Here is an 18,734-nt window from a genome sequence, read left to right as displayed (position 1 = left end):
TTGATGTTGGTAGATAGTTATGGAAGAGTGATTGATTATTTAAGAATTTCAGTAACACAAAGATGTAATTTTCGTTGCCTTTATTGTATGCCAAAAACTCCATTTGAATGGAGTGCTAAGGAAAATCTTTTATCATTTGAAGAACTTTTTATGTTTGTTAAAGTTTGTATTGATGAGGGGGTTAAAAAAATTCGTATTACAGGTGGTGAGCCTTTAGTAAGAAAAGATTTGCATAAATTTATTGCTATGATTAGTGAGTATAAGCAGGATATAGACTTAGCACTTACTACTAATGCTTCTTTGTTAAAACAACAAGCAAAAGATTTAAGACAGGCAGGTTTAAAAAGAATTAATATCTCTTTAGATACCTTAAAAGAAGAAGTAGCTTTTAAATTAGCTCAAAAAAACATACTTAAAGATGTGTTAAATGGTATTAATGAGACTTTAGAATTAGGCTTTAATATTAAATTTAATACCGTAGCTCTTAAAGGGATCAACGATAATGAATTTATCGATCTTTTAGAATTTGCCAAAACACGCAAAAGCCAAATTCGCTTTATAGAATTTATGGAAAATTATCATGCTTATGGAGATTTAAAAGGCTTAAAATCAGCAGAAATTTTAAATATTATTGCTCAAAAATATTCTTTCAAGCAAGGACAAAAAAGTCCAAATGCACCTGCGACTATTTATGAGCTTGAAGATGGGTATGAGTTTGGTATTATTGATCCACATAGTCATGATTTTTGTGATAGTTGTAACCGTATAAGACTTTCAGCTGAAGGGCTTTTAATACCTTGTTTGTATTATGATGAGGCTTTAAGTATTAAAAAGGCTATACGTAATAAAGACATAGCAGGTGCTTGTGAAGTTTTAAAAACCGTGATAAAAAACAAATCAGAAAAAAATAGATGGGCTGAAAATGAAGCCAATCAAAGTTCTACAAGAGCCTTTTATCAAACAGGTGGATAATGGAAGTTGTTGAAACTTTTTTAAGCTTGCAAGGTGAGGGAAAATATAGTGGAAATTTAGCTATATTTGTAAGGTTTGCTGGGTGTAATTTTAACTGCGTAGGCTTTGGAGTAAAAAAAGAAAAAGATTCTAAAATACTTTTGGGCTGTGATACTATAAGAGCTGTTTTTACTAAAGAATTTAAAACTTGTTATAAAACCTATACTTCAGCAAAGCTTTTTGATGAGGTTTTAAAACTAGCCAATTCACGCAAAGTTATAGTTGTCATTACCGGTGGAGAGCCTTTGTTAAATTATCAAAATAAAGATTTTTTGTGTTTTGTTAATTTGCTTTTAGAAAATGACTTTAAAGTGCATTTTGAAACAAATGCAAGTATTGAAATTGATTTTGAAAAATATCCTTTGTATAAAAAATGTTATTTTGCTTTGGGTGTAAAGCTTGGCAATAGCGGTGTAAAAAAAGAAAAAAGGATTAATGAAAAAGCTTTGAAAGCTTTTAAACGTTATGCTAAAGATAGTTTTTATAAATTTGTTTTAGATAAGGATTTTTTACAAGAAAGTAAAGCCTTAGGCGAAATCAATGAAATTTTACAAATTTGTGAAAATGAGGTATTTTGCATGCCTATGGGGTCAAGTGAAGAAGAAATTTCTAAAAATGCCTTAAGTGTTGCTGAATTTTGTATAAAAAATGGATATAATTACTCCGATAGATTGCATATTAGAATTTGGGGAGATAAAGAAGGCGTATGATTATTAGAAAAATGTTTGAATTTGAAAATGCTCATATTGTTAGATTTTGTAGCTCCAAGCGATGTAAAACAAGCATACATGGTCATTCTTATAAGGTAGAAATTTTACTTGAGAGTAAATACCTTGACAATGCGGGAATGGTGTATGATTTTGGTTTGTTAAAAGATGAAATAAAACAAATTATTGATAGTTTTGACCATGCTATTACACTTTTTAAAGATGATGATAAGGTTTATTTAGAAGATATAAAAAAACACTCACAAAGATGGGTAAGTTTACCTGTGAATGTAAGTGCAGAAAATTTTGTACGCATATTTTTTGTACTGATAGATACTTTGCTTTTAAAGACTAAGATGGTCAATGGCGAGCAAGGTGTTAGTTTAAAAAGTATTATTGTGCATGAAACAAGAACAGGCTATGCACAAGGTTTTAGAGAAGATGCTTATAGTGAGTTTTTACCAAAGATAAATTTGGCAGATATTGAATTTTCACAAGCTATAAGCGATGAATGGAAAGATAAAGATTTTTTTAAAAAACTTCAAGATGCAAATTTTGTTTTTATTAATCAAAAGGAGGTGTAATGAAAAAGATTTTATTGATTGTGCCATTATTGTTTTTTATTGCTTGCTCAAGTCAAGAAGATACAAACGTAAAAAAAGAGGTGCAGACTGAGCAAGTTCAAATTGAGCAAAGTGATTCTAATGTTATTATAGATGATGATACGCTTCCTATACCTGTAGATGATGATATCAAAGATGAAAATAACACACAAGGACAGTGATGGATCAAAGTTATGAGTTTTTTTTAGCATTGCATGTATATAGTTTATACGCAAATGGCTTTTTAATGTTGTTTTATTTGTATTTAACTCAAAGTAGTTTTTCGCAAGAGTTTATTTTTATAAAAAGAATTCGCCTATTTTTGCCAATTTATTATTTATTTTTAGCAATTACACTTTTTACAGGAAGTTTGCTTTGGGCTTTAAAGCATTTTGAGCTAAATTTATACATGCTTTCTATGTGGTTTTGTTGGATTTTTATCTTTGCTTTGGCTATTTATCAATTTGTTTTATTTAAAAAAGCAAGATTGTTCAAACGTTATGCTAAATTTAGATTTTTAAGCTTTTTTATTTTGTGTTTGGGTATATTTTTACTTTTTGTGCCTTATTTGCTTCAAAGGTTTTATTTTTAATGCGATTTTTGTATCACCCACAAAGTGGTGCTTTAAATTTAGAGTTGGAAAATGAAGCTTTCTTGCATTTAAAAGCTAGAAGAATTAAAGTAGGCGATAAAATCGTATTAAAAAATTTAAAAGATTTTTTTGCTTACACTTATGAATGCATAGAGTTTTCTAGACGCTCATGTGCATTAAATTTACTTGATAAAAAAGAAGAAAAACAAGAATTAACAACGCATTTACATTTAGCTTTAGCGGTGATTGATCCAAAGATTATAGAAAAAACCTTACCTTTTTTAAATGAACTTGGAGTGGTAAAGCTTTCTTTTGTGTATATGGATTATTCACAAAAGAATTTTAAATTAGATTTTAAAAGAATGGAAAAGATTCTTATAGAATCATCCCAGCAATGCGGTCGCGCCTCTTTAATGGAGCTTGAAAGCTTTGATAATTTTAAAAAATTTCAGCAAGTTTATGAAAATATTGTTTTAATAGACTTTGAAGGTGAAGATTTGATGAGATTTGAACCTAGTAAGCATGTATTTTTAATTGGAGCTGAAGGTGGATTTTCGCAAAAAGAAAGAGAGGAGAATGTAAAAAAAGCAAAATTACAAGCTGATTTTATACTTAAAGCGCAAACAGCTTTAATAGGGGTTGCTTCAAAATTCATAATTTAAAAACACGCTTAAATTTAGCTATTTTTTATATAAAAATTTATATAATTACGCCTTAATGTTTTGAAAAAGGATAAACAATGAAAAAAGAAATTCACCCAGAATATGTAGAATGCAAAGTTAGTTGTGCTTGTGGAAATTCTTTTACTACTAAGTCAAATAAAGCAGAAATTAAAGTTGATATTTGCTCAAGCTGCCATCCATTTTTTACAGGTAGTGAAAAAATCGTAGATGCTGCGGGTCGTGTAGAGAAATTTAAGAAAAAATACGCAATGCAATAATGTTATATTTTATTCCTACGCCCATAGGAAATTTAAACGATATTTCTTTTCATTCTTTAGAAATTTTACAAAAATGCAAACTCTTTTTATGCGAAGATACGAGAGTTTGCAAATCCTTAGTTTATCTTCTTAATGAAAAATTTAATTTAGAAATAAAACCTGATAAATATCTGGCCTTACATACTCATAATGAAAAAGATTTTTTAGCAAAAATAGATGATGATTTTTTTGAACAAGATATTGCATATTTGAGTGATGCGGGTATGCCAGGTATTAGCGATCCGGGGCAATTTTTAATTGAATATGCTATTAAAAATAATATTGATTATGAAGTCTTAGCAGGGTCAAATGCTGCTTTACTTGCATTAGTTTCAAGTGCATTTTGTAAAAAAGAATTTATTTTTATGGGTTTTTTGGCTAATAAAAATCCTCAAAGACAAAAAGATATTGAAAATTTAATGCTTAATCCTTATCCTAGTATAGTCTATGAAGCACCTACTAGGATACTTAATTTAGTAGAAGAAATTAGTAAAATTGATCCTTTAAGAGAAATTTTTATCATAAAAGAAGCAACAAAGAAATTTGAAACTAAATTTAGGGCAGGAGCCTTAGAGGTTTTAGAAAAATTAAAAACAATGGACTTGCGTGGTGAATGGTGTGTAGTCGTAAGTGCTAAAGAAAAGCAATTTCACCAAAATATCTTGTGTGAGCAAGATATTTATGAACTTGATTTGCCTTTAAAAACAAAGGCAAAGCTTCTTTCAAAAATCAATGCGAAATCTCCAAAAGAAAATTATCAAAAACTGCTTTTAAGTTGAATTTGGTTATTATTTAAAAATGATAGTTTATGGTAAGCAAGTGTTTTTTTATATCTTAGAAAAGCACAAAGAAAAAATTAAAGAAATTTATTTAGCAAAAGAATGTGAAAAAGCTGATTTTTCAAAAATAGCAAAGGCATCAAAAAAAATTAAAAAACTTGATTTTAAGGCCGCGCAAAGTTTAGCAAGAGGTGGAAATCATCAAGGTTTTTTAATGGAAATTGATGAGTTTGAATTTAGCTCTTTTGAGAGTTTAAAAGAAAAAGATTTTATAGTTATTTTATATAATATTAGTGATGTTGGAAATATAGGTGCTATCGTGCGTAGTGCTTATGCTTTGGGTGCTGATGGGATTATTTTGGTAGCTAAAAGCGTGGCTATGGATGGAGTTATTCGTGCAAGTAGTGGCGCGGCTTTAGATATGAAAATAGTTATAAATGATGATATTTTAAGTATGATAAATGAATTAAAACAAAAAGGTTTTTATATCTATGCTAGTGCAAGCGGAGGTAGTGATATACATACTATCAAGGCTAAAGATAAAAAAGTTTTGATTATGGGAAGTGAAGGTTTTGGTATAGCACCAAAAGTGCTTAAAAAATGCGATGAATGTGTAGGGATAAAAATGCACAAAGATTTTGATAGTTTAAATGTTAGTGCAGCATTTGCAATACTTTGCGATAGGATGAAAAATGGATAGTTGGAAAAAATTAGAAGATTTAAATTTATTAGAAGTTCAAAAAAGAACACAAATAGAAATAACTTGTCTTGAATATATTATTAAAAAAGATTTTAAATCTTTATCTCGTTTTAATATAAATGGTTTTATCAAAATTTTACAAAGAGAGTATGAGCTTGATTTTTCTAGCTTTTTAGAAGAATATCATGCCTATTTAGAAGAAAATGGTATTGAGAAAAAAAATCATGTGCATATTGCTCCTAGAATGAACTCATATACCAAAGAAAGCTCAAATGTATGGTATATTGTGATTATAGTAGTAGTGCTTTTGATAGTGGCTTTAGCTTGGGGTGTTTCAAGATTTTTCCAAAGTTCCACACTAGATGAAAATACTACTAATGTGCTAAATCAAGAACAAATTATCTTAGAAGAAAAAGTTGATGAGAATGAAACTCCGGTTCTTAATTTTTTTGCTGATGAAACCACAGAAAACAATGAAACAAACACAAGTGCTATTTTAGAACCAATAGATGAGAGTAATAATACTATAGAAGAAACATTAGAGGGTAATACTAGTTTAAATATACCCGAAGAAAATATGGTTTTGCTTAAAGAAAGTATTATAAAACCAAGTGCAGAACTTTGGCTTGGTATGGTGGATTTAAAAACTTTTAGAAAAAGTTCTTTGACTATTAAAAATGATTATACTTTATCTTTAGATAAAGATATGCTTATTACTACAGGTCATGCTGCTTTTAGTTTAAATGATGAGAATAATAATACTTTAGAGTTTAAAAATGGTGTGTCTAAGTTTTTAATGATTAAAGATGGTAAAATCAAACAAATTACAAAAGCTGAGTTTATAAAAGAAAATAGAGGAAAATTATGGTAAGAATTTTAATATTTTCCATTTTTTTTGCTCTTAATGCTTTTGCGCTAAGCGCTTTAGAAGTTGCTAAGCATATTGTTAATGATAATTCTAAAGATGCGCAATTGGAACTTTTGTTTGCAAGAAATGATTATAAAGATGAGCGTGGAAATGTAGATATTTACACTATTTCTCAAATTTTAAAAACCAATTCTTTGGCAAATTTTATATTAAATGAACCAAAAACTTTAACTTTTAGTTTTAAAGCCCAAGCTGATTCTGTTTTGTTTTTTAAAACAATCAATGATACTTTAAATGAACTAGGTTATATTTATTTTATACCAACTGAATTAACTTTAAGGGAAAACTATATCACATATAAGTTAGCCGTAGATTCTCAGTATATGCTTGATCCAGGAGTTTTTTATAAGGCTTTGCTGGGTAGTTCTGTTTTTATTAAAGATATTTATAAAATTTCAGAGTTAAATTATGAATATGAGCTAGATTTCTCAAAAGCAAAACCTAAAGTTAATACTCAAATTCCATTAAATACTATTACTCAATTAAACAAACCTTTAAGAGAATATATTATTGATTTGCAAGGTGCAAAAAGTATGGAGCTTAGTGCGCACAATCTTGATTCTTGGTTTTGCAAAATTCAATTTTTAGATAAAAACTTGAATTTTATACAAGGTGTAGAAAATACACATAAGCAAAATGAAGTAAATGTAAATATACCATTGGGCGCAAAATATGCTATTATAGGAGATATGTTTAGCCTTGATAATATAAAAAGGGGTTTAAAAATTTACTTAAGACGCTAAAAGGATGGGTGATGTTTGAAGAAATTCATTTTAATACCATAGAAAGACTTCCAAATTATGTTTTTGCTGAAGTTAATGCGATTAAAATGGCAGCAAGAAGAGCAGGGGAGGATATAATAGATTTTTCTATGGGAAATCCTGATGGCAAAACTCCTCAACATATTATAGACAAGCTTTGCGAAAGTGCAAACAAAGACAAAACTTCAGGGTATTCTGCTTCGAGTGGAATTTATAAACTAAGACTTGCAATTTGTAATTGGTATAAAAGAAAATATGATGTTGATTTAGATCCTGAAAGTGAAGTAGTTGCAACGATGGGCTCTAAAGAAGGCTTTGTAAATTTAGCAAGAGCTGTTATTAACCCAGGGGATGTAGCTATTGTGCCTACACCTGCTTATCCTATACATACTCAAGCTTTTATCATAGCAGGTGGTAATGTAGCAACTATGAATTTTGATTTTAATGAAAATTATGAATTAAACGAAAATACTTTTTTTGAAAACTTACAAAAAACACTACATGAAAGTATTCCGCGTCCAAAATATGTAGTGGTAAATTTTCCGCATAATCCTACAACAGTTACAGTGGAAAAAAGTTTTTATGAGAGATTGGTTGCTATGGCAAAAAAAGAAAGATTTTATATTATTTCTGATATTGCTTATGCGGACTTAACTTTTGGCTCTTATAAAACTCCTTCGATTTTTGAAGTTGAAGGTGCTAAAGATGTAGCAGTGGAAACCTATACACTTTCAAAATCTTACAACATGGCAGGTTGGCGTGTAGGTTTTGTGGTAGGTAATAAACGCTTAATTGCGGCTTTGAAAAAGATCAAATCTTGGTTTGATTATGGTATGTATACGCCTATACAAGTTGCTGCTACTGTAGCTTTAGATGGAGATCAAACTTGTGTTGAAGAGATTAAGGCAACTTATGCAAAAAGATTGGAAGTCTTACTAGAATCATTTTGCCAAGCAGGATGGGAGTTAAAAAAACTTAATGCAAGTATGTTTGTTTGGGCAAAACTCCCTCAAAGTAAGGCTCATCTTGGTAGTATGGAATTTTCTAAGCAGCTTTTACAAAAAGCAAATGTGGCGGTAAGTCCTGGGGTTGGCTTTGGTGAAGCGGGCAATGAGTATGTTAGAATAGCTTTAATAGAAAATGAAAATCGCATTCGTCAAGCAGCAAGAAATATCAAAAAATACTTAAGAGAATAAAATGAAAATAGCGATTTTGGGCTATGGCACGGTAGGAAGTGCTGTTGTAGAAACTTTGTTAAAAAATCAAGATTTAATTAAAGCAAGATGTGATGAAGAAATTGTTCCAGTAATTGCTTTAGCAAGAAGTGCAAAACCAAATGCATTGATTCCTGTGGTTAATGATATTGATGAGGTTTTAGAGTGTGAAGATATTGATGTATTTGTGGAGTTAATGGGTGGTATTGATTTACCCTTTGAGATAATTTCAAAAATTTTAAAAAGAAAAAAATCAGTAGTAACTGCTAATAAAGCTTTACTTGCTTATCATCGTTATGAGCTTGAAAAATTAGCACAAGATACAGCTTTTGGTTATGAGGCAAGTGTAGCGGGTGGAATTCCTATTATTAAAATTTTAAAAGAGGGTTTGAGTGCCAATAATATCGTTTCCATTAAAGGCATTTTAAATGGCACAAGTAATTATATTTTAAGCAAGATGGCAGAAGATAATGCTAAATTTCAAGAAGTATTAAAAAAAGCCCAAGATTTAGGATATGCTGAAGCTGATCCTACTTTTGATATAGAAGGATTTGATGCTGCACATAAGCTTTTAATTTTAGCAAATATTGCTTATGGACTAAGAGTAAAACCTGAGGATATCTTGATTGAGGGTATTAGTAAGGTAAGCGATGAGGATATTTATTTTGCAAAGGAATTTGAGTACACCATAAAACATTTAGGTATTGCTAAAATAAAAGATGAAAAAATAGAATTAAGGGTTCATCCTGTTATGTTAAATAAAAATAAAATGTTAGCAAAGGTTGATGGGGTGATGAATGCTATCAGTATAGATGGGGATATTTTGGGCGAAAGTTTATACTATGGTCCAGGAGCAGGTGGTAAGGCAACCGCAAGTGCTGTTGTAGCAGATTTAATCGATATAGCAAGAAAAGAAAAAAATAGTGCTATTTTTGGATATTTAAATGATACTTCTTATAAGCTTTTAAATAAGGATGAAATTTATACAAGATACTATCTAAGATTAAAAGTATTAGATAAAATAGGTGTTTTATCAAAAATTACACAATTAATGAGCGAACATCAAATTTCAATCGATACTTTTTTGCAAAAGCCAAAAAAAGAAAAGCAAGATTGTAGTACTTTATTTTTTATTACTCATCAGACTTATGAAAAAAATATACAAATTTTAACTCAAAAACTTAAAGAACAAGAATTTGTTAAAGATGATGTTTTTATGATGAGAATAGAAGATTGAATGGCTTTATCACAGTATCTTTTTGGTATAAAAGGTGAAGATATAGCATGTGAATATCTTAAAAATAAAGATTTTGAAATTTTAGAAAGAAATTTTCATTCTAAATTTGGAGAAATTGATATTATTGCTAAAAAAGATAAAATTTTACATTTTATTGAAGTTAAAAGTATACAAGGAAATTATGAAGTAGCCTATAGACTAGATGGCAAAAAATTTAACAAAATTATTAAAACCATAGAGTACTACTTTATGAAACACAAAAGTAATGAAAATTTTCAATTAGATTTACTTTGCGTGTATAAAGATGATATAAAACTTTTAGAAAACATTAGTTATTAAGAGAATGTTTATTTTAATCTAATAAAATCTTAAAAAATTAAAGGAGATAACATGGGAAAATATATTGATTTAACTGCAGAAAATTTTGCACAAGCAAAAGAAGGCGTAGCTTTAGTAGATTTTTGGGCTCCATGGTGCGGACCTTGTAGAATGCTTGCACCGGTAATTGATGAGCTTGCAAATGATTTTGATGGCAAGGCTAAAATTTGCAAAGTAAATACAGAAGAGCAAGGTGATTTAGCTGCGCAATTTGGTGTAAGATCTATTCCAACTATCTTTTTCTTTAAAGATGGTGAAGTGGTTGATCAATTGGTTGGTGCTCAATCAAAACAAGTTTTAGCAGATAAACTAAACTCACTTTTATAATCTCAAGCCACTTTTAGTGGCTTTTCTTCATATTTTTTACTATTTAATAATTTTTATTATTTATAATTAAAGAAAAATTTGTATAATATCTCTGAAATAAATTACAAGGAAAATAATGATGTTAGATTTAGCTATTATAGGCGGTGGCCCTGCTGGTTTAAGTGCGGGATTATATGCTACTAGAGGCGGATTAAAAAATGTTGTAATGTTTGAAAAAGGTACACCAGGTGGGCAAATAACTTCAAGTTCAGAAATTGAAAATTATCCTGGAGTTGCACAAGTTTTAGATGGAATTTCTTTTATGGCTCCATGGAATGAACAATGTATGCGTTTTGGTTTAAAACATGAAATGATAGGTGTAGAACAAATTAGCAAAAATACTGATGGTGGTTTTAATATCAAATTAGAAAATGGTAAAGTCGAACAAGCAAAGGCTGTTATTGTTTGTACAGGTTCTACTCCACGTCGTGCAGGTTTTAAAGGCGAGGATGAATTTTTTGGCAAAGGTGTAAGTACTTGTGCAACTTGCGATGGATTTTTTTATAAAAATAAAGAAGTAGCTGTTTTAGGTGGAGGAGATACAGCCTTAGAAGAGGCATTGTATCTAGCTAATATTTGCTCAAAAGTATATTTAATCCATAGAAGAGATGAGTTTAGAGCAGCGCCTTCAACTGTAGAAAAAGTAAGAAATAATGATAAAATAGAATTAATCACAAATGCAGTAGTTGATGAGGTTTGTGGTGATAATATGGGTGTTAATAAGGTGAAAATAGCATTTAATGATGGATCTAAAAGAGATCTTGATGTGCCTGGAATTTTTACCTTTGTTGGATTGAATGTGAGAAATGAAATCTTAAAACAAGAAAATGGTGAGTTTTTATGTGTTATGGAAGAAGGTGGTCAAGTGAGTGTTGATCTTAAAATGCAAACTAATATAGCAGGGTTGTTTGCAGCAGGCGATTTAAGAAAAGATGCTCCAAAACAAGTAATATGTGCAGCAGGCGATGGAGCAGTCGCAGCACTTAGTGCTTTAGCATATATTGAAAACTTGCATTAATCTTCACATAAATTTCACAAAAATTAATTAAGATTCTCCTATAAAAAATCAAGGAGAATCTAAAATGAAAAAAATACTAATTCTAAGTACAACTTTAGCGCTAATGGCTAGTGCAAATATTACACAACAAAATACTAATTCATATCAACAAAATATGTCTCATATGTCTCAGCATAATCCTTATGCGCAAAATTATTATGGGCTTTCTAAACCTATTATGGATAAAATTCAAAGTTCTTTTCCTGGAGCTTTTATTGTAGATGTGGATTGGGAAGAATTTGGTTATGAAATTAAACTAAGTAATAATATGGAAATGTTTTTTGATAGAAATGGAAATTTTTTAGGGCAAAAATGGGATGATTAATTAAAAGCGTTATTTGCTTTTAAATAAATAAACGCTACAATTTTCCAAATTCTAAAAAGGCAGATTTAAAATGATTAATATTGGAATCCATGGAAGTAATGGGCGTATGGGTACTCAAATAAGACTTTGCCTAGAAGATGATGAGCAGGCAAAGGCTAGTGCGTTTTTTGATCAAGGATCAAATTATGAAGATTTTTTTAATAGATGTGATGTAATTATTGATTTTTCTACTCCAAAGGGTTGTGAGGATTTGCTTTTATATGCAAGAAGTAATCCTAAACCTTTGGTGATAGGTACTACAGGTTTGGATGCTAAGCAAAATGAATTAATGCAAAGTGCAAGTATTACTATGCCTATTCTTTATGCAACCAATATGTCTTTGGGTGTGGCGATTTTAAAAAAGCTTTCTTATTTAGCTAGTGAGGCTTTGAGAGATTTTGATATAGAAATACTTGAAATGCACCATAATAAGAAAAAAGATGCTCCAAGTGGTACCGCAATGACTTTAGCACAAAATGTTGCTAAGGCTAGAAATTTAGACTTAGAAAAGGTCAGAGTAAGCGGTAGAGATGGGATTATTGGACAAAGAAGTAAAGATGAAATCGCGGTGATGAGTTTAAGAGGCGGTGATATAGTAGGTTCACATAGGGTTGGTTTTTACAATGAAGGTGAATTTATAGAATTAAATCATACGGCTACTTCAAGAGCTACTTTTGCAAAAGGTGCGATAAAATGTGCAAAATGGTTAGCTTCTCAAGAAAATGGCTTATATGATATAGATGATTGTTTAGGAATTTAAATGTGTGCAGTAGTTGGAGTAATTAATTCAAAAAATGCAAGTACGGTGGCTTATTATGCTTTATTTGCTATGCAACATCGCGGACAAGAGGCAAGTGGGATTAGCGTAAGTGATGGTTTGAGTATCAAAACACACAAAGCTAAAGGTGAAGTAGGGCAAATTTTTAATACACAAATTCTAGCAGGATTAAAAGGCGAGATAGCTATAGGACATAATCGTTATTCTACTGCAGGAAATTCTTCTTTGCATGATGCCCAACCTGTTGCAGCTACTTGTTCTTTGGGTGATATTTCTTTAGTGCATAATGGAAATTTGATTAATAAAGAAGAAGTTAGAAAAGAATTGATTAACAACGGGGTTATTTTTCATTCTAATATGGATACAGAAAATGTGGTACATTTAATAGCAAAAAGCAAAAAAGAAACTTTAAAAGATAGATTTATAGAAAGCTTGACTCAAAGCAAGGGAGCGTATTGCTTTATGCTTGCTAGTAAAAATCAACTTTTTGTCGTAAGAGATCCTTATGGGGTTAGACCTTTATCTTTGGGTAGATTAAAAGATGGTGGGTATATTGTAGCGAGTGAAACTTGCGCTTTTGATTTGATAGAGGCTGAATTTATCCGCGATGTAAAACCAGGTGAGATGTTGATTTTTACTCAAGGTAGTGATGAGTTTGAAAGCATTCAAGTATTTGATAAGACAGATCCAAGAATTTGTGCATTTGAATATATTTATTTTGCTAGACCTGATAGCATTATAGAAGGTAAAAGCGTATATGAAGTACGTAAAAAAATGGGCGAAGCCTTGGCTAAAAAATTTAAAGAAAAAGTAGATTTTGTAGTGCCAGTTCCAGATAGTGGTGTGAGTGCTGCTATAGGTTTTGCACAGTATTTAAAAATCCCACTTGAAATGGCAATAGTGAGAAATCATTATGTTGGAAGAACTTTCATAGAACCAACTCAAGAAATGAGAAATTTGAAAGTAAAATTAAAACTCAATCCTATGAAAAAAGTTTTAGAAGGTAAAGATATAGTGGTGATTGATGATAGTGTGGTAAGAGGAACAACTTCTAAAAAAATCATCGCACTTTTAAAACAAGCAGGTGCAAGAAAAATCCATTTGGCTATAGCATGCCCAGAAATTAAATTCCCTGACATTTATGGTATAGATACGCCTACTTTTGAAGAGCTAATCTCAGCTAATAAAAGTGTTGAAGAGGTTAGAGAATATACAGGCGCAGATAGTTTGACTTTTTTGGATATTAATGAATTAGTTTCAAGTATAGGCGATGAAAGAAAATATTCTTTGATTAGTTTTGATGGGGATTATTTTATTAAATAATCCCTATTTGCATTTTAATTGTTTAAAAATTTTATAACTTTGAAAATGAGGTGGTAACCCCACTTCAAATGAAAAATCTTTATAAGTATGCCCTGGCAGGTTTTTTGCAATATTGATATTATATGAAGCATCTCTTTGTTGTTGGCTTGCTCTTTTGATACTATCAAAATTTTGTTGATTAAAAATTTCACCACTAACTTCATGTTTTTTATTATCATCAATTATTCTAAGCTCCAAAAAACATTCTGAAATTTTAAAATTAGTATCGTTGGTAATTCTACCTTTGACTATAATGCTTTCTGTTGCCAAACGTCTATAGGTTGAAAAATTACTCAAACTTGCTTTTTTGGTGTATTGATCTATGGTTAGCAGTAATGATATGGTTAAAATCAAGGCGAGTATAAAACTTACTATGCAAAAAATAATCATATATTTTTTATTTTGAACTTTTAAGTAAAGTAAAACCCAAGTTAAACCTGTAGAAGCTAGCATAATGAAAATGATTAGAATATGAAAAAAAGTAAAATATCCCATTTAAAAACACTTTGAATGAATTTCAATGTCAAATTTTTGACTTTCTTTAAAATCGGAAAATTTAGTTTTTAGGTTAATAGTTTGGCTAGGGTTTATTGTTTTTTCTATAATAGTAGATTCGCTTCTTAGAGGTTTTATAGTGTGTAATAAATTTTTAAAAGTGCTATTATCATCACTTTTTTTAAAGACTTCTACTTTTAATTTACAATACTTAAAACTTTTTTTGGAAGTATTTGTTAGGCTATAATCAACGCTGAGCGAGTTATCGTATACAAAAAATTGAGCATTATCTAAGCTGGTTATTCTTGATCTAACTTTAGTATCAATTAAAAAATATCCTAAATACGCAATGCTAGCTGAGCATAAAATTCCTAAAAAAATAACCGTAAAGGCAAAAGCAGGTTTGTTTCTAATAATTAAAGCAATAAATAAAGTGATAATGAAAAAAAATACAACCAAAGCCATTAGTAAAAAATCAATCAAGTGCAAATGAGTGGTATAAAAAATCATTTGCTCTCGAATGTGTTGGGCGTTCATTATCACTTCTTTAGTTTTAGTTTGCTACTGAGCTTGTTCTTTTGCTATCTTTACTATCAACCCAAATATTTGGCACAGCTCCACCAGGTGTTAAGAAAATTTTAGCGTCTTTGTTAACCTTAAGTGCTTCGTTAAACTGTTTTTGAGTTTCAATTTGTTTTAAATCAAGCAAAGGATTATTTAAACTTTTTGCTATTTCTCTATTTGAATATGCTTGCGCATCAGCTTCTATTTTAACCGCACTTGCTCTACCTTTAGCACTAATGATGGTTGCATTTGCCTCCCCTTCAGCTAAAGCTGCTTTTTTAAGTGCTTCTTGATTAGCTCTTTCAACTTCGTATTTAGTTCTTTCAGCTTCTTGTTTGGCAATTTGTACTCTTTCAATTTGTTCTTTTACTTTAATAGGTAAGATGATCTCTCTAAGTTGAACTGCTTGAAGCTCAGCAGGCTCATTTGGTTGACTTTCTATAGTTTTTCTAATACCCTGATCAATTTGCACTGCTATGGTGTTACGATTTGTTGGAAGCTCTTCTGCGGTATATTGGCCTACCACATTTCTTACTACATCTCTTACAACTGGGTCAATGATTTTATTTTCCCAATTAAGCCCCCAAGTAGCTATGGTTTGAGGAACTTGCAAAGGATTTAATCTGTATTGAACGGTTACATCAATAGACACAGGTAAACCTCTTGAATCAAGCACCGAAATACTATTTTTATTTACAACCCCTGAGCCTATTTGTAAATTTTCATTTACGCCTTCAATAGAAGCATAATTAATTTGTCTTACTCTAGTATCTACTATAGTGATTTTTTGTAATACTGGCATAAAAAAATGAAGTCCTGGTTCAAGCGGAGTAGGGCTGTATTTACCCGTGGTAGACTTGATCCCCATTTCCCCTGAATTAACTATTGCAAAAGGTTTGAAAAGTGCAAAAACTAAAATAATTGCAATCGCACTATAAATTAATGGAGAAAATTTTCCAAAACCTTTGAAGTTAAATTCAGGAGCTTTGAAATTTAAATTTTGCTTATTGTTGTTTTGATTGTTTTTTTTATTAAAATAATCATTCAAATCAGCTGGCATTTAGTTCCTTTGTTAAATATAAGTTAGCATAGAAGCGTATTTTTCATTGCGTCCATAAACTATATCAAAATACGCATTTTGGAGCTTTGTTGTTAGCTCACCTCTTTTTCCATTTCCTATAATTCTTGCATCAATATTATTTATCGGAGTTATTTCTGCTGCAGTTCCTGTGAAAAATGCTTCATCAGCCACATAAACTTCATCTCTTGAAATTCTTTGGCGCACTACGCTTATACCCAAATCATGTGCAATTTTTAAAACAGTATCCTGAGTGATACTTTTTAATGAAAAATCATTTGGTGGTGTGATTAATTTTCCATCTTTAACCATAAAAAAGCACTCGCCTGTTCCTTCTGCTACAAAACCTTCTTCATCAAGCATTAAAGCTTCTTCATATCCTGCTTCTATAGCTTCATATTTAGCCATTTGAGAATTCAAGTAATTTGCACTTGCTTTGGCTTTGCCTAGGCTAGATTTTACACTATTTCTAGCAAAAGAAGAAATTTTAACCTTAATACCTTTTTCTAAGCCTTCTTCACCCAAATAAGCACCCCATTCCCAAGCAGCAATAGCTACTCTAACAGGAGCTTTAGCATGATAAACTCCCATAGTTCCATCACCCAAAAAGATCAATGGGCGCAAATAAGTGTTATTTTGAAAATCATTTGCTCTTAAAAGTTCAACTTGCGCATTTTCAAGTTCTTCTTGAGAAAAAGGTGAGTTGATTAAAGTGATTTTTGCAGACTCTAAAAGTCTTTTGGTGTGTTCTTTTAATCTAAAAATTGCTAAACCATTTTGTGTTTTATAAGCTCTTGTTCCTTCAAAAACTGCATTTGCATAATGTAATGAATGTGTTAAAACATGAATTTTCGCATCATCAAAATCAATGATTTTTCCATCCATCCAAATTTTTTTTGCCCTAATCATGAGTAAGCCTTTATTGAAAATAAAACTAATTTTATCAAAAATATACTAATAATTGCTAGAATATAGTAAAATTCTTTATTTAAAGCAAGGAAAAACAATGCCTATTATTAATATCAAACTTGCTAAACCAGAATTTAGCAAAGCACAAAAAGAAGAGTTAATAGCAGATATTACAGAACTTTTACATACAAAATATAATAATCTAAAGCAAAATATAGTCATAATGCTAGAAGATATTGAGCCATATAATATTCTTTTGGTGGTGAAAGTGTAGAAAAATTAAGATTGAAAGGTAAAAAATGAAAGAATTGCAAATTGGTGATAAAGCTCCGATTTTTGAACTTTTAAATCAAGATGGAGTTAAAATTTCTCTAAGTGATTTTTTGGGTAAAAAAATTATTTTGTATTTTTATCCAAAAGATAATACCCCAGGTTGTACTACACAAGCTTGTGAATTTAGTCAAAGTTATGATGATTTTTTAGGGCAAAATGCTGTGATTATAGGTATTAGTCCAGATAGTGTGAAATCACATGAAAATTTTATAAAAAAATATGATTTAAAACACACTTTATTAAGTGATAGTGAAAAGGAAATTTGCAAACTTTATGGCGCTTGGGGTTTAAAGAAAAATTATGGCAAAGAATATGAAGGACTTATAAGATCTACTTTTGTAATTGATGAGGAAGGAAAAATAACAAAAATTTATAAAAATGTAAAAGCAAAAGATCATGCTTTTAAGGTGTTAAAAGAATTATGCTAGTGCATATTTGTTGTAGCGTGGATAGTCATTATTTTATACAAGAATTAAGTAAAACCTATCCTGAAGAGAAAATCATTGGATATTTTTATGATCCAAACATCCATCCATATAGTGAGCATGAACTTAGATTTTTAGATGTTAAACGCAGTTGTGATAAATTAGGCATTAAACTTTATAAAGGTGAATATGAGTATGAAAAATGGCTTGAGAGCGTAAAGGGCTATGAAGATGAACCTGAAAAAGGTGCAAGATGTCAAATTTGTTTTGATTTTAGAATGCATAAAAGTGTTGAATTTGCCCAAAAAATAGGAGAAAAAAAACTCACAACAACTCTTTTAACATCTCCTAAAAAAGATTTAGAGCAATTAAAATTAGCATTACAAAAAGAATGTGATAAATTTGGCATAGAGTTTTTAGCGCCTGATTTTAGAAAAAATGGAGGCACACAAAGACAATTTGCCCTAGCAAAGCAAGATATGCTTTATCATCAAAATTATTGTGGTTGTATTTATGCACTTTCTAAACAAAAAGGTCAAAAAGCCTTTATAGATGAGCTGATGAGTCCTATTAATAAACAAATATTACCTTCAAGTATAGAGGAAAAAATCAAATTTTATAACCAAGTAAAAAGTTTAGAAAAAAAAGGCATTAAATTTGAAATTCAAAGAGAAAAATTTTTAAATTACCGCTTGCTAAGAGCCTTGATAAAACAAAACAAACAAGCTATAAAAACTCATGTTTTATTTTACTCACATTTTAAAAATTCTTACACTAAATTTAGTATTTTAGATGAGGGTTTAAAGCATTATAAAAGTGCAAAGGATGAGATTAATTTATGGAGTTTTGATTATTTTAATAGTTTATGTAAAATGCAATTTAAAAATTACGAAGATTTTTTACAAAATCCTTTAAAAATAGAGCAAGAAATCAAAATAAGACAAAAGCATTTTGGTGCTTATGATCTTTCACCGGTAATTATTGTTGAAAATATTATTAAAGGTGCTTATGAATTTATGGCAAAAAGTGAAATTTATTTTGATAGCAAAGAAAAGATTGTGAAGTTATAAAACTTAATTAATTTATTAATATTTTTTTTGTAAAATCTGAATTTT

Annotated in this window: 25 protein-coding genes and 1 pseudogene; 22 read left to right on the top strand and 4 right to left on the bottom strand. The window is 30.0% G+C overall.

What is annotated here, in order from left to right:
* The first annotated feature begins 3 nt into the window (after positions 1 to 3).
* From moaA to purF, 19 genes are all read left to right on the top strand, one after another.
* Positions 4 to 972, top strand: coding sequence for a GTP 3',8-cyclase MoaA (gene moaA, locus CAMP18498_RS03330; RefSeq protein ID WP_337197513.1), 969 nt, complete (start codon positions 4 to 6; stop codon positions 970 to 972).
* Entirely contained in the window at positions 972 to 1,721 is a 750-nt protein-coding gene (locus CAMP18498_RS03325; protein ID WP_337197511.1) for a 7-carboxy-7-deazaguanine synthase QueE, read from the top strand. Before moaA ends, CAMP18498_RS03325 begins: the two co-directional genes overlap by 1 nt.
* Positions 1,718 to 2,302 (top strand): 6-pyruvoyl trahydropterin synthase family protein, encoded by a 585-nt coding sequence (locus CAMP18498_RS03320; RefSeq protein ID WP_337197509.1) that lies wholly within the window; start codon positions 1,718 to 1,720, stop codon positions 2,300 to 2,302. The genes CAMP18498_RS03325 and CAMP18498_RS03320 overlap by 4 nt, the downstream gene beginning before the upstream one ends.
* Entirely contained in the window at positions 2,302 to 2,502 is a 201-nt protein-coding gene (locus tag CAMP18498_RS03315) for a cytochrome C (protein ID WP_263679517.1), read from the top strand. The genes CAMP18498_RS03320 and CAMP18498_RS03315 overlap by 1 nt, the downstream gene beginning before the upstream one ends.
* Positions 2,502 to 2,912, top strand: coding sequence for a hypothetical protein (locus tag CAMP18498_RS03310; RefSeq protein WP_263679516.1), 411 nt, complete (start codon positions 2,502 to 2,504; stop codon positions 2,910 to 2,912). The genes CAMP18498_RS03315 and CAMP18498_RS03310 overlap by 1 nt, the downstream gene beginning before the upstream one ends.
* Positions 2,912 to 3,574, top strand: a complete 663-nt coding sequence (locus tag CAMP18498_RS03305; protein ID WP_337197504.1) for a 16S rRNA (uracil(1498)-N(3))-methyltransferase — start codon at positions 2,912 to 2,914, stop codon at positions 3,572 to 3,574. The genes CAMP18498_RS03310 and CAMP18498_RS03305 overlap by 1 nt, the downstream gene beginning before the upstream one ends.
* 77 nt (positions 3,575 to 3,651) lie before the next feature.
* Complete coding sequence (gene rpmE, locus CAMP18498_RS03300) at positions 3,652 to 3,852, top strand: 50S ribosomal protein L31 (RefSeq protein ID WP_337197502.1); 201 nt, start codon at positions 3,652 to 3,654, stop codon at positions 3,850 to 3,852.
* Positions 3,852 to 4,670: a 16S rRNA (cytidine(1402)-2'-O)-methyltransferase gene (gene rsmI, locus CAMP18498_RS03295; protein WP_337197500.1), complete on the top strand. Its 819-nt coding sequence runs from the start codon at positions 3,852 to 3,854 to the stop codon at positions 4,668 to 4,670. The genes rpmE and rsmI overlap by 1 nt, the downstream gene beginning before the upstream one ends.
* A gap of 19 nt (positions 4,671 to 4,689) precedes the next feature.
* Positions 4,690 to 5,370 carry a 23S rRNA (guanosine(2251)-2'-O)-methyltransferase RlmB gene (gene rlmB / locus CAMP18498_RS03290; RefSeq protein WP_337197498.1) on the top strand — a complete coding sequence of 227 codons (681 nt, stop codon included), beginning with the start codon at positions 4,690 to 4,692 and terminating at the stop codon, positions 5,368 to 5,370.
* Complete coding sequence (locus CAMP18498_RS03285) at positions 5,363 to 6,241, top strand: hypothetical protein (protein WP_337197496.1); 879 nt, start codon at positions 5,363 to 5,365, stop codon at positions 6,239 to 6,241. Before rlmB ends, CAMP18498_RS03285 begins: the two co-directional genes overlap by 8 nt.
* Positions 6,235 to 7,041, top strand: coding sequence for a hypothetical protein (locus CAMP18498_RS03280; RefSeq protein WP_263663884.1), 807 nt, complete (start codon positions 6,235 to 6,237; stop codon positions 7,039 to 7,041). Before CAMP18498_RS03285 ends, CAMP18498_RS03280 begins: the two co-directional genes overlap by 7 nt.
* Before the next feature lie 11 nt (positions 7,042 to 7,052).
* On the top strand, positions 7,053 to 8,255 hold the full coding sequence (locus CAMP18498_RS03275; RefSeq protein WP_337197495.1) for an LL-diaminopimelate aminotransferase: 1,203 nt from the start codon (positions 7,053 to 7,055) through the stop codon (positions 8,253 to 8,255).
* A gap of 1 nt (position 8,256) precedes the next feature.
* Positions 8,257 to 9,510, top strand: coding sequence for a homoserine dehydrogenase (locus CAMP18498_RS03270; RefSeq protein ID WP_337197493.1), 1,254 nt, complete (start codon positions 8,257 to 8,259; stop codon positions 9,508 to 9,510).
* Positions 9,511 to 9,849, top strand: a complete 339-nt coding sequence (locus CAMP18498_RS03265) for a YraN family protein (protein ID WP_337197491.1) — start codon at positions 9,511 to 9,513, stop codon at positions 9,847 to 9,849.
* A 51-nt stretch (positions 9,850 to 9,900) separates the two neighbouring features.
* Positions 9,901 to 10,215 carry a thioredoxin gene (gene trxA / locus CAMP18498_RS03260; protein ID WP_012662110.1) on the top strand — a complete coding sequence of 105 codons (315 nt, stop codon included), beginning with the start codon at positions 9,901 to 9,903 and terminating at the stop codon, positions 10,213 to 10,215.
* Between the two features lie 118 nt (positions 10,216 to 10,333).
* Positions 10,334 to 11,272 (top strand): thioredoxin-disulfide reductase, encoded by a 939-nt coding sequence (gene trxB, locus CAMP18498_RS03255; protein WP_337197568.1) that lies wholly within the window; start codon positions 10,334 to 10,336, stop codon positions 11,270 to 11,272.
* A gap of 64 nt (positions 11,273 to 11,336) precedes the next feature.
* Positions 11,337 to 11,636, top strand: coding sequence for a PepSY-like domain-containing protein (locus CAMP18498_RS03250; protein WP_337197489.1), 300 nt, complete (start codon positions 11,337 to 11,339; stop codon positions 11,634 to 11,636).
* A 70-nt stretch (positions 11,637 to 11,706) separates the two neighbouring features.
* Positions 11,707 to 12,435: a 4-hydroxy-tetrahydrodipicolinate reductase gene (gene dapB / locus CAMP18498_RS03245; protein ID WP_337197487.1), complete on the top strand. Its 729-nt coding sequence runs from the start codon at positions 11,707 to 11,709 to the stop codon at positions 12,433 to 12,435.
* Positions 12,436 to 13,776: an amidophosphoribosyltransferase gene (gene purF, locus CAMP18498_RS03240; protein ID WP_337197486.1), complete on the top strand. Its 1,341-nt coding sequence runs from the start codon at positions 12,436 to 12,438 to the stop codon at positions 13,774 to 13,776. It abuts the gene before it with no gap.
* Between the two features lie 3 nt (positions 13,777 to 13,779).
* On the opposite strand, the gene CAMP18498_RS03235 is transcribed toward purF, so the two are convergent.
* The 4 genes from CAMP18498_RS03235 to ilvE are packed head-to-tail and all read right to left on the bottom strand — an operon-like array spanning position 13,780 to position 16,861.
* Positions 13,780 to 14,310, bottom strand: coding sequence for a DUF2393 family protein (locus CAMP18498_RS03235; RefSeq protein WP_337197484.1), 531 nt, complete (start codon positions 14,308 to 14,310; stop codon positions 13,780 to 13,782).
* Entirely contained in the window at positions 14,311 to 14,847 is a 537-nt protein-coding gene (locus tag CAMP18498_RS03230; RefSeq protein ID WP_337197482.1) for a DUF2393 family protein, read from the bottom strand.
* Between the two features lie 16 nt (positions 14,848 to 14,863).
* Positions 14,864 to 15,934, bottom strand: coding sequence for a prohibitin family protein (locus CAMP18498_RS03225; protein ID WP_039619283.1), 1,071 nt, complete (start codon positions 15,932 to 15,934; stop codon positions 14,864 to 14,866).
* Between the two features lie 12 nt (positions 15,935 to 15,946).
* Positions 15,947 to 16,861, bottom strand: a complete 915-nt coding sequence (ilvE, locus tag CAMP18498_RS03220) for a branched-chain-amino-acid transaminase (protein WP_012662102.1) — start codon at positions 16,859 to 16,861, stop codon at positions 15,947 to 15,949.
* A gap of 97 nt (positions 16,862 to 16,958) precedes the next feature.
* On the opposite strand from ilvE, the pseudogene CAMP18498_RS03215 reads away from it, so the two are divergent.
* The 3 genes and pseudogenes from CAMP18498_RS03215 to CAMP18498_RS03205 all read left to right on the top strand — a co-directional run bounded on the left by CAMP18498_RS03215 (position 16,959) and on the right by CAMP18498_RS03205 (position 18,689).
* Positions 16,959 to 17,164, top strand: a pseudogene (locus CAMP18498_RS03215) (tautomerase family protein).
* Entirely contained in the window at positions 17,161 to 17,622 is a 462-nt protein-coding gene (gene bcp, locus CAMP18498_RS03210; protein WP_337197480.1) for a thioredoxin-dependent thiol peroxidase, read from the top strand. The pseudogene CAMP18498_RS03215 and the gene bcp overlap by 4 nt, the downstream one beginning before the upstream one ends.
* On the top strand, positions 17,616 to 18,689 hold the full coding sequence (locus CAMP18498_RS03205) for an epoxyqueuosine reductase QueH (RefSeq protein WP_337197478.1): 1,074 nt from the start codon (positions 17,616 to 17,618) through the stop codon (positions 18,687 to 18,689). The genes bcp and CAMP18498_RS03205 overlap by 7 nt, the downstream gene beginning before the upstream one ends.
* Positions 18,690 to 18,734: the final 45 nt, after the last annotated feature.

Origin of the sequence: Campylobacter sp. W0066.2, from assembly GCF_024723515.1 — a bacterium.
GTDB lineage: Bacteria > Campylobacterota > Campylobacteria > Campylobacterales > Campylobacteraceae > Campylobacter_D.
Note: the sequence above shows the minus strand (reverse complement) of the source record. Positions and strands in the feature narration are given on the sequence as shown.

Bases quoted from the DNA above. Each gene is read 5' to 3' on its own strand.
- bcp (WP_337197480.1), top strand. From the start codon at position 17,161: ATGAAAGAATTGCAAATTGGTGATAAAGCTCCGATTTTTGAACTTTTA.
- rpmE (WP_337197502.1), top strand. From the start codon at position 3,652: ATGAAAAAAGAAATTCACCCAGAATATGTAGAATGCAAAGTTAGTTGT.
- CAMP18498_RS03270 (WP_337197493.1), top strand. From the start codon at position 8,257: ATGAAAATAGCGATTTTGGGCTATGGCACGGTAGGAAGTGCTGTTGTA.
- CAMP18498_RS03230 (WP_337197482.1), bottom strand. From the start codon at position 14,847: ATGAACGCCCAACACATTCGAGAGCAAATGATTTTTTATACCACTCAT.
- rlmB (WP_337197498.1), top strand. From the start codon at position 4,690: ATGATAGTTTATGGTAAGCAAGTGTTTTTTTATATCTTAGAAAAGCAC.
- CAMP18498_RS03315 (WP_263679517.1), top strand. From the start codon at position 2,302: ATGAAAAAGATTTTATTGATTGTGCCATTATTGTTTTTTATTGCTTGC.
- moaA (WP_337197513.1), top strand. From the start codon at position 4: ATGTTGGTAGATAGTTATGGAAGAGTGATTGATTATTTAAGAATTTCA.
- CAMP18498_RS03305 (WP_337197504.1), top strand. From the start codon at position 2,912: ATGCGATTTTTGTATCACCCACAAAGTGGTGCTTTAAATTTAGAGTTG.
- CAMP18498_RS03285 (WP_337197496.1), top strand. From the start codon at position 5,363: ATGGATAGTTGGAAAAAATTAGAAGATTTAAATTTATTAGAAGTTCAA.
- purF (WP_337197486.1), top strand. From the start codon at position 12,436: ATGTGTGCAGTAGTTGGAGTAATTAATTCAAAAAATGCAAGTACGGTG.
- CAMP18498_RS03280 (WP_263663884.1), top strand. From the start codon at position 6,235: ATGGTAAGAATTTTAATATTTTCCATTTTTTTTGCTCTTAATGCTTTT.
- rsmI (WP_337197500.1), top strand. From the start codon at position 3,852: ATGTTATATTTTATTCCTACGCCCATAGGAAATTTAAACGATATTTCT.
- CAMP18498_RS03235 (WP_337197484.1), bottom strand. From the start codon at position 14,310: ATGGGATATTTTACTTTTTTTCATATTCTAATCATTTTCATTATGCTA.
- CAMP18498_RS03250 (WP_337197489.1), top strand. From the start codon at position 11,337: ATGAAAAAAATACTAATTCTAAGTACAACTTTAGCGCTAATGGCTAGT.
- CAMP18498_RS03320 (WP_337197509.1), top strand. From the start codon at position 1,718: ATGATTATTAGAAAAATGTTTGAATTTGAAAATGCTCATATTGTTAGA.
- CAMP18498_RS03205 (WP_337197478.1), top strand. From the start codon at position 17,616: ATGCTAGTGCATATTTGTTGTAGCGTGGATAGTCATTATTTTATACAA.
- CAMP18498_RS03275 (WP_337197495.1), top strand. From the start codon at position 7,053: ATGTTTGAAGAAATTCATTTTAATACCATAGAAAGACTTCCAAATTAT.
- CAMP18498_RS03265 (WP_337197491.1), top strand. From the start codon at position 9,511: ATGGCTTTATCACAGTATCTTTTTGGTATAAAAGGTGAAGATATAGCA.
- dapB (WP_337197487.1), top strand. From the start codon at position 11,707: ATGATTAATATTGGAATCCATGGAAGTAATGGGCGTATGGGTACTCAA.
- CAMP18498_RS03310 (WP_263679516.1), top strand. From the start codon at position 2,502: ATGGATCAAAGTTATGAGTTTTTTTTAGCATTGCATGTATATAGTTTA.
- CAMP18498_RS03325 (WP_337197511.1), top strand. From the start codon at position 972: ATGGAAGTTGTTGAAACTTTTTTAAGCTTGCAAGGTGAGGGAAAATAT.
- CAMP18498_RS03225 (WP_039619283.1), bottom strand. From the start codon at position 15,934: ATGCCAGCTGATTTGAATGATTATTTTAATAAAAAAAACAATCAAAAC.
- trxB (WP_337197568.1), top strand. From the start codon at position 10,334: ATGTTAGATTTAGCTATTATAGGCGGTGGCCCTGCTGGTTTAAGTGCG.
- trxA (WP_012662110.1), top strand. From the start codon at position 9,901: ATGGGAAAATATATTGATTTAACTGCAGAAAATTTTGCACAAGCAAAA.
- ilvE (WP_012662102.1), bottom strand. From the start codon at position 16,861: ATGATTAGGGCAAAAAAAATTTGGATGGATGGAAAAATCATTGATTTT.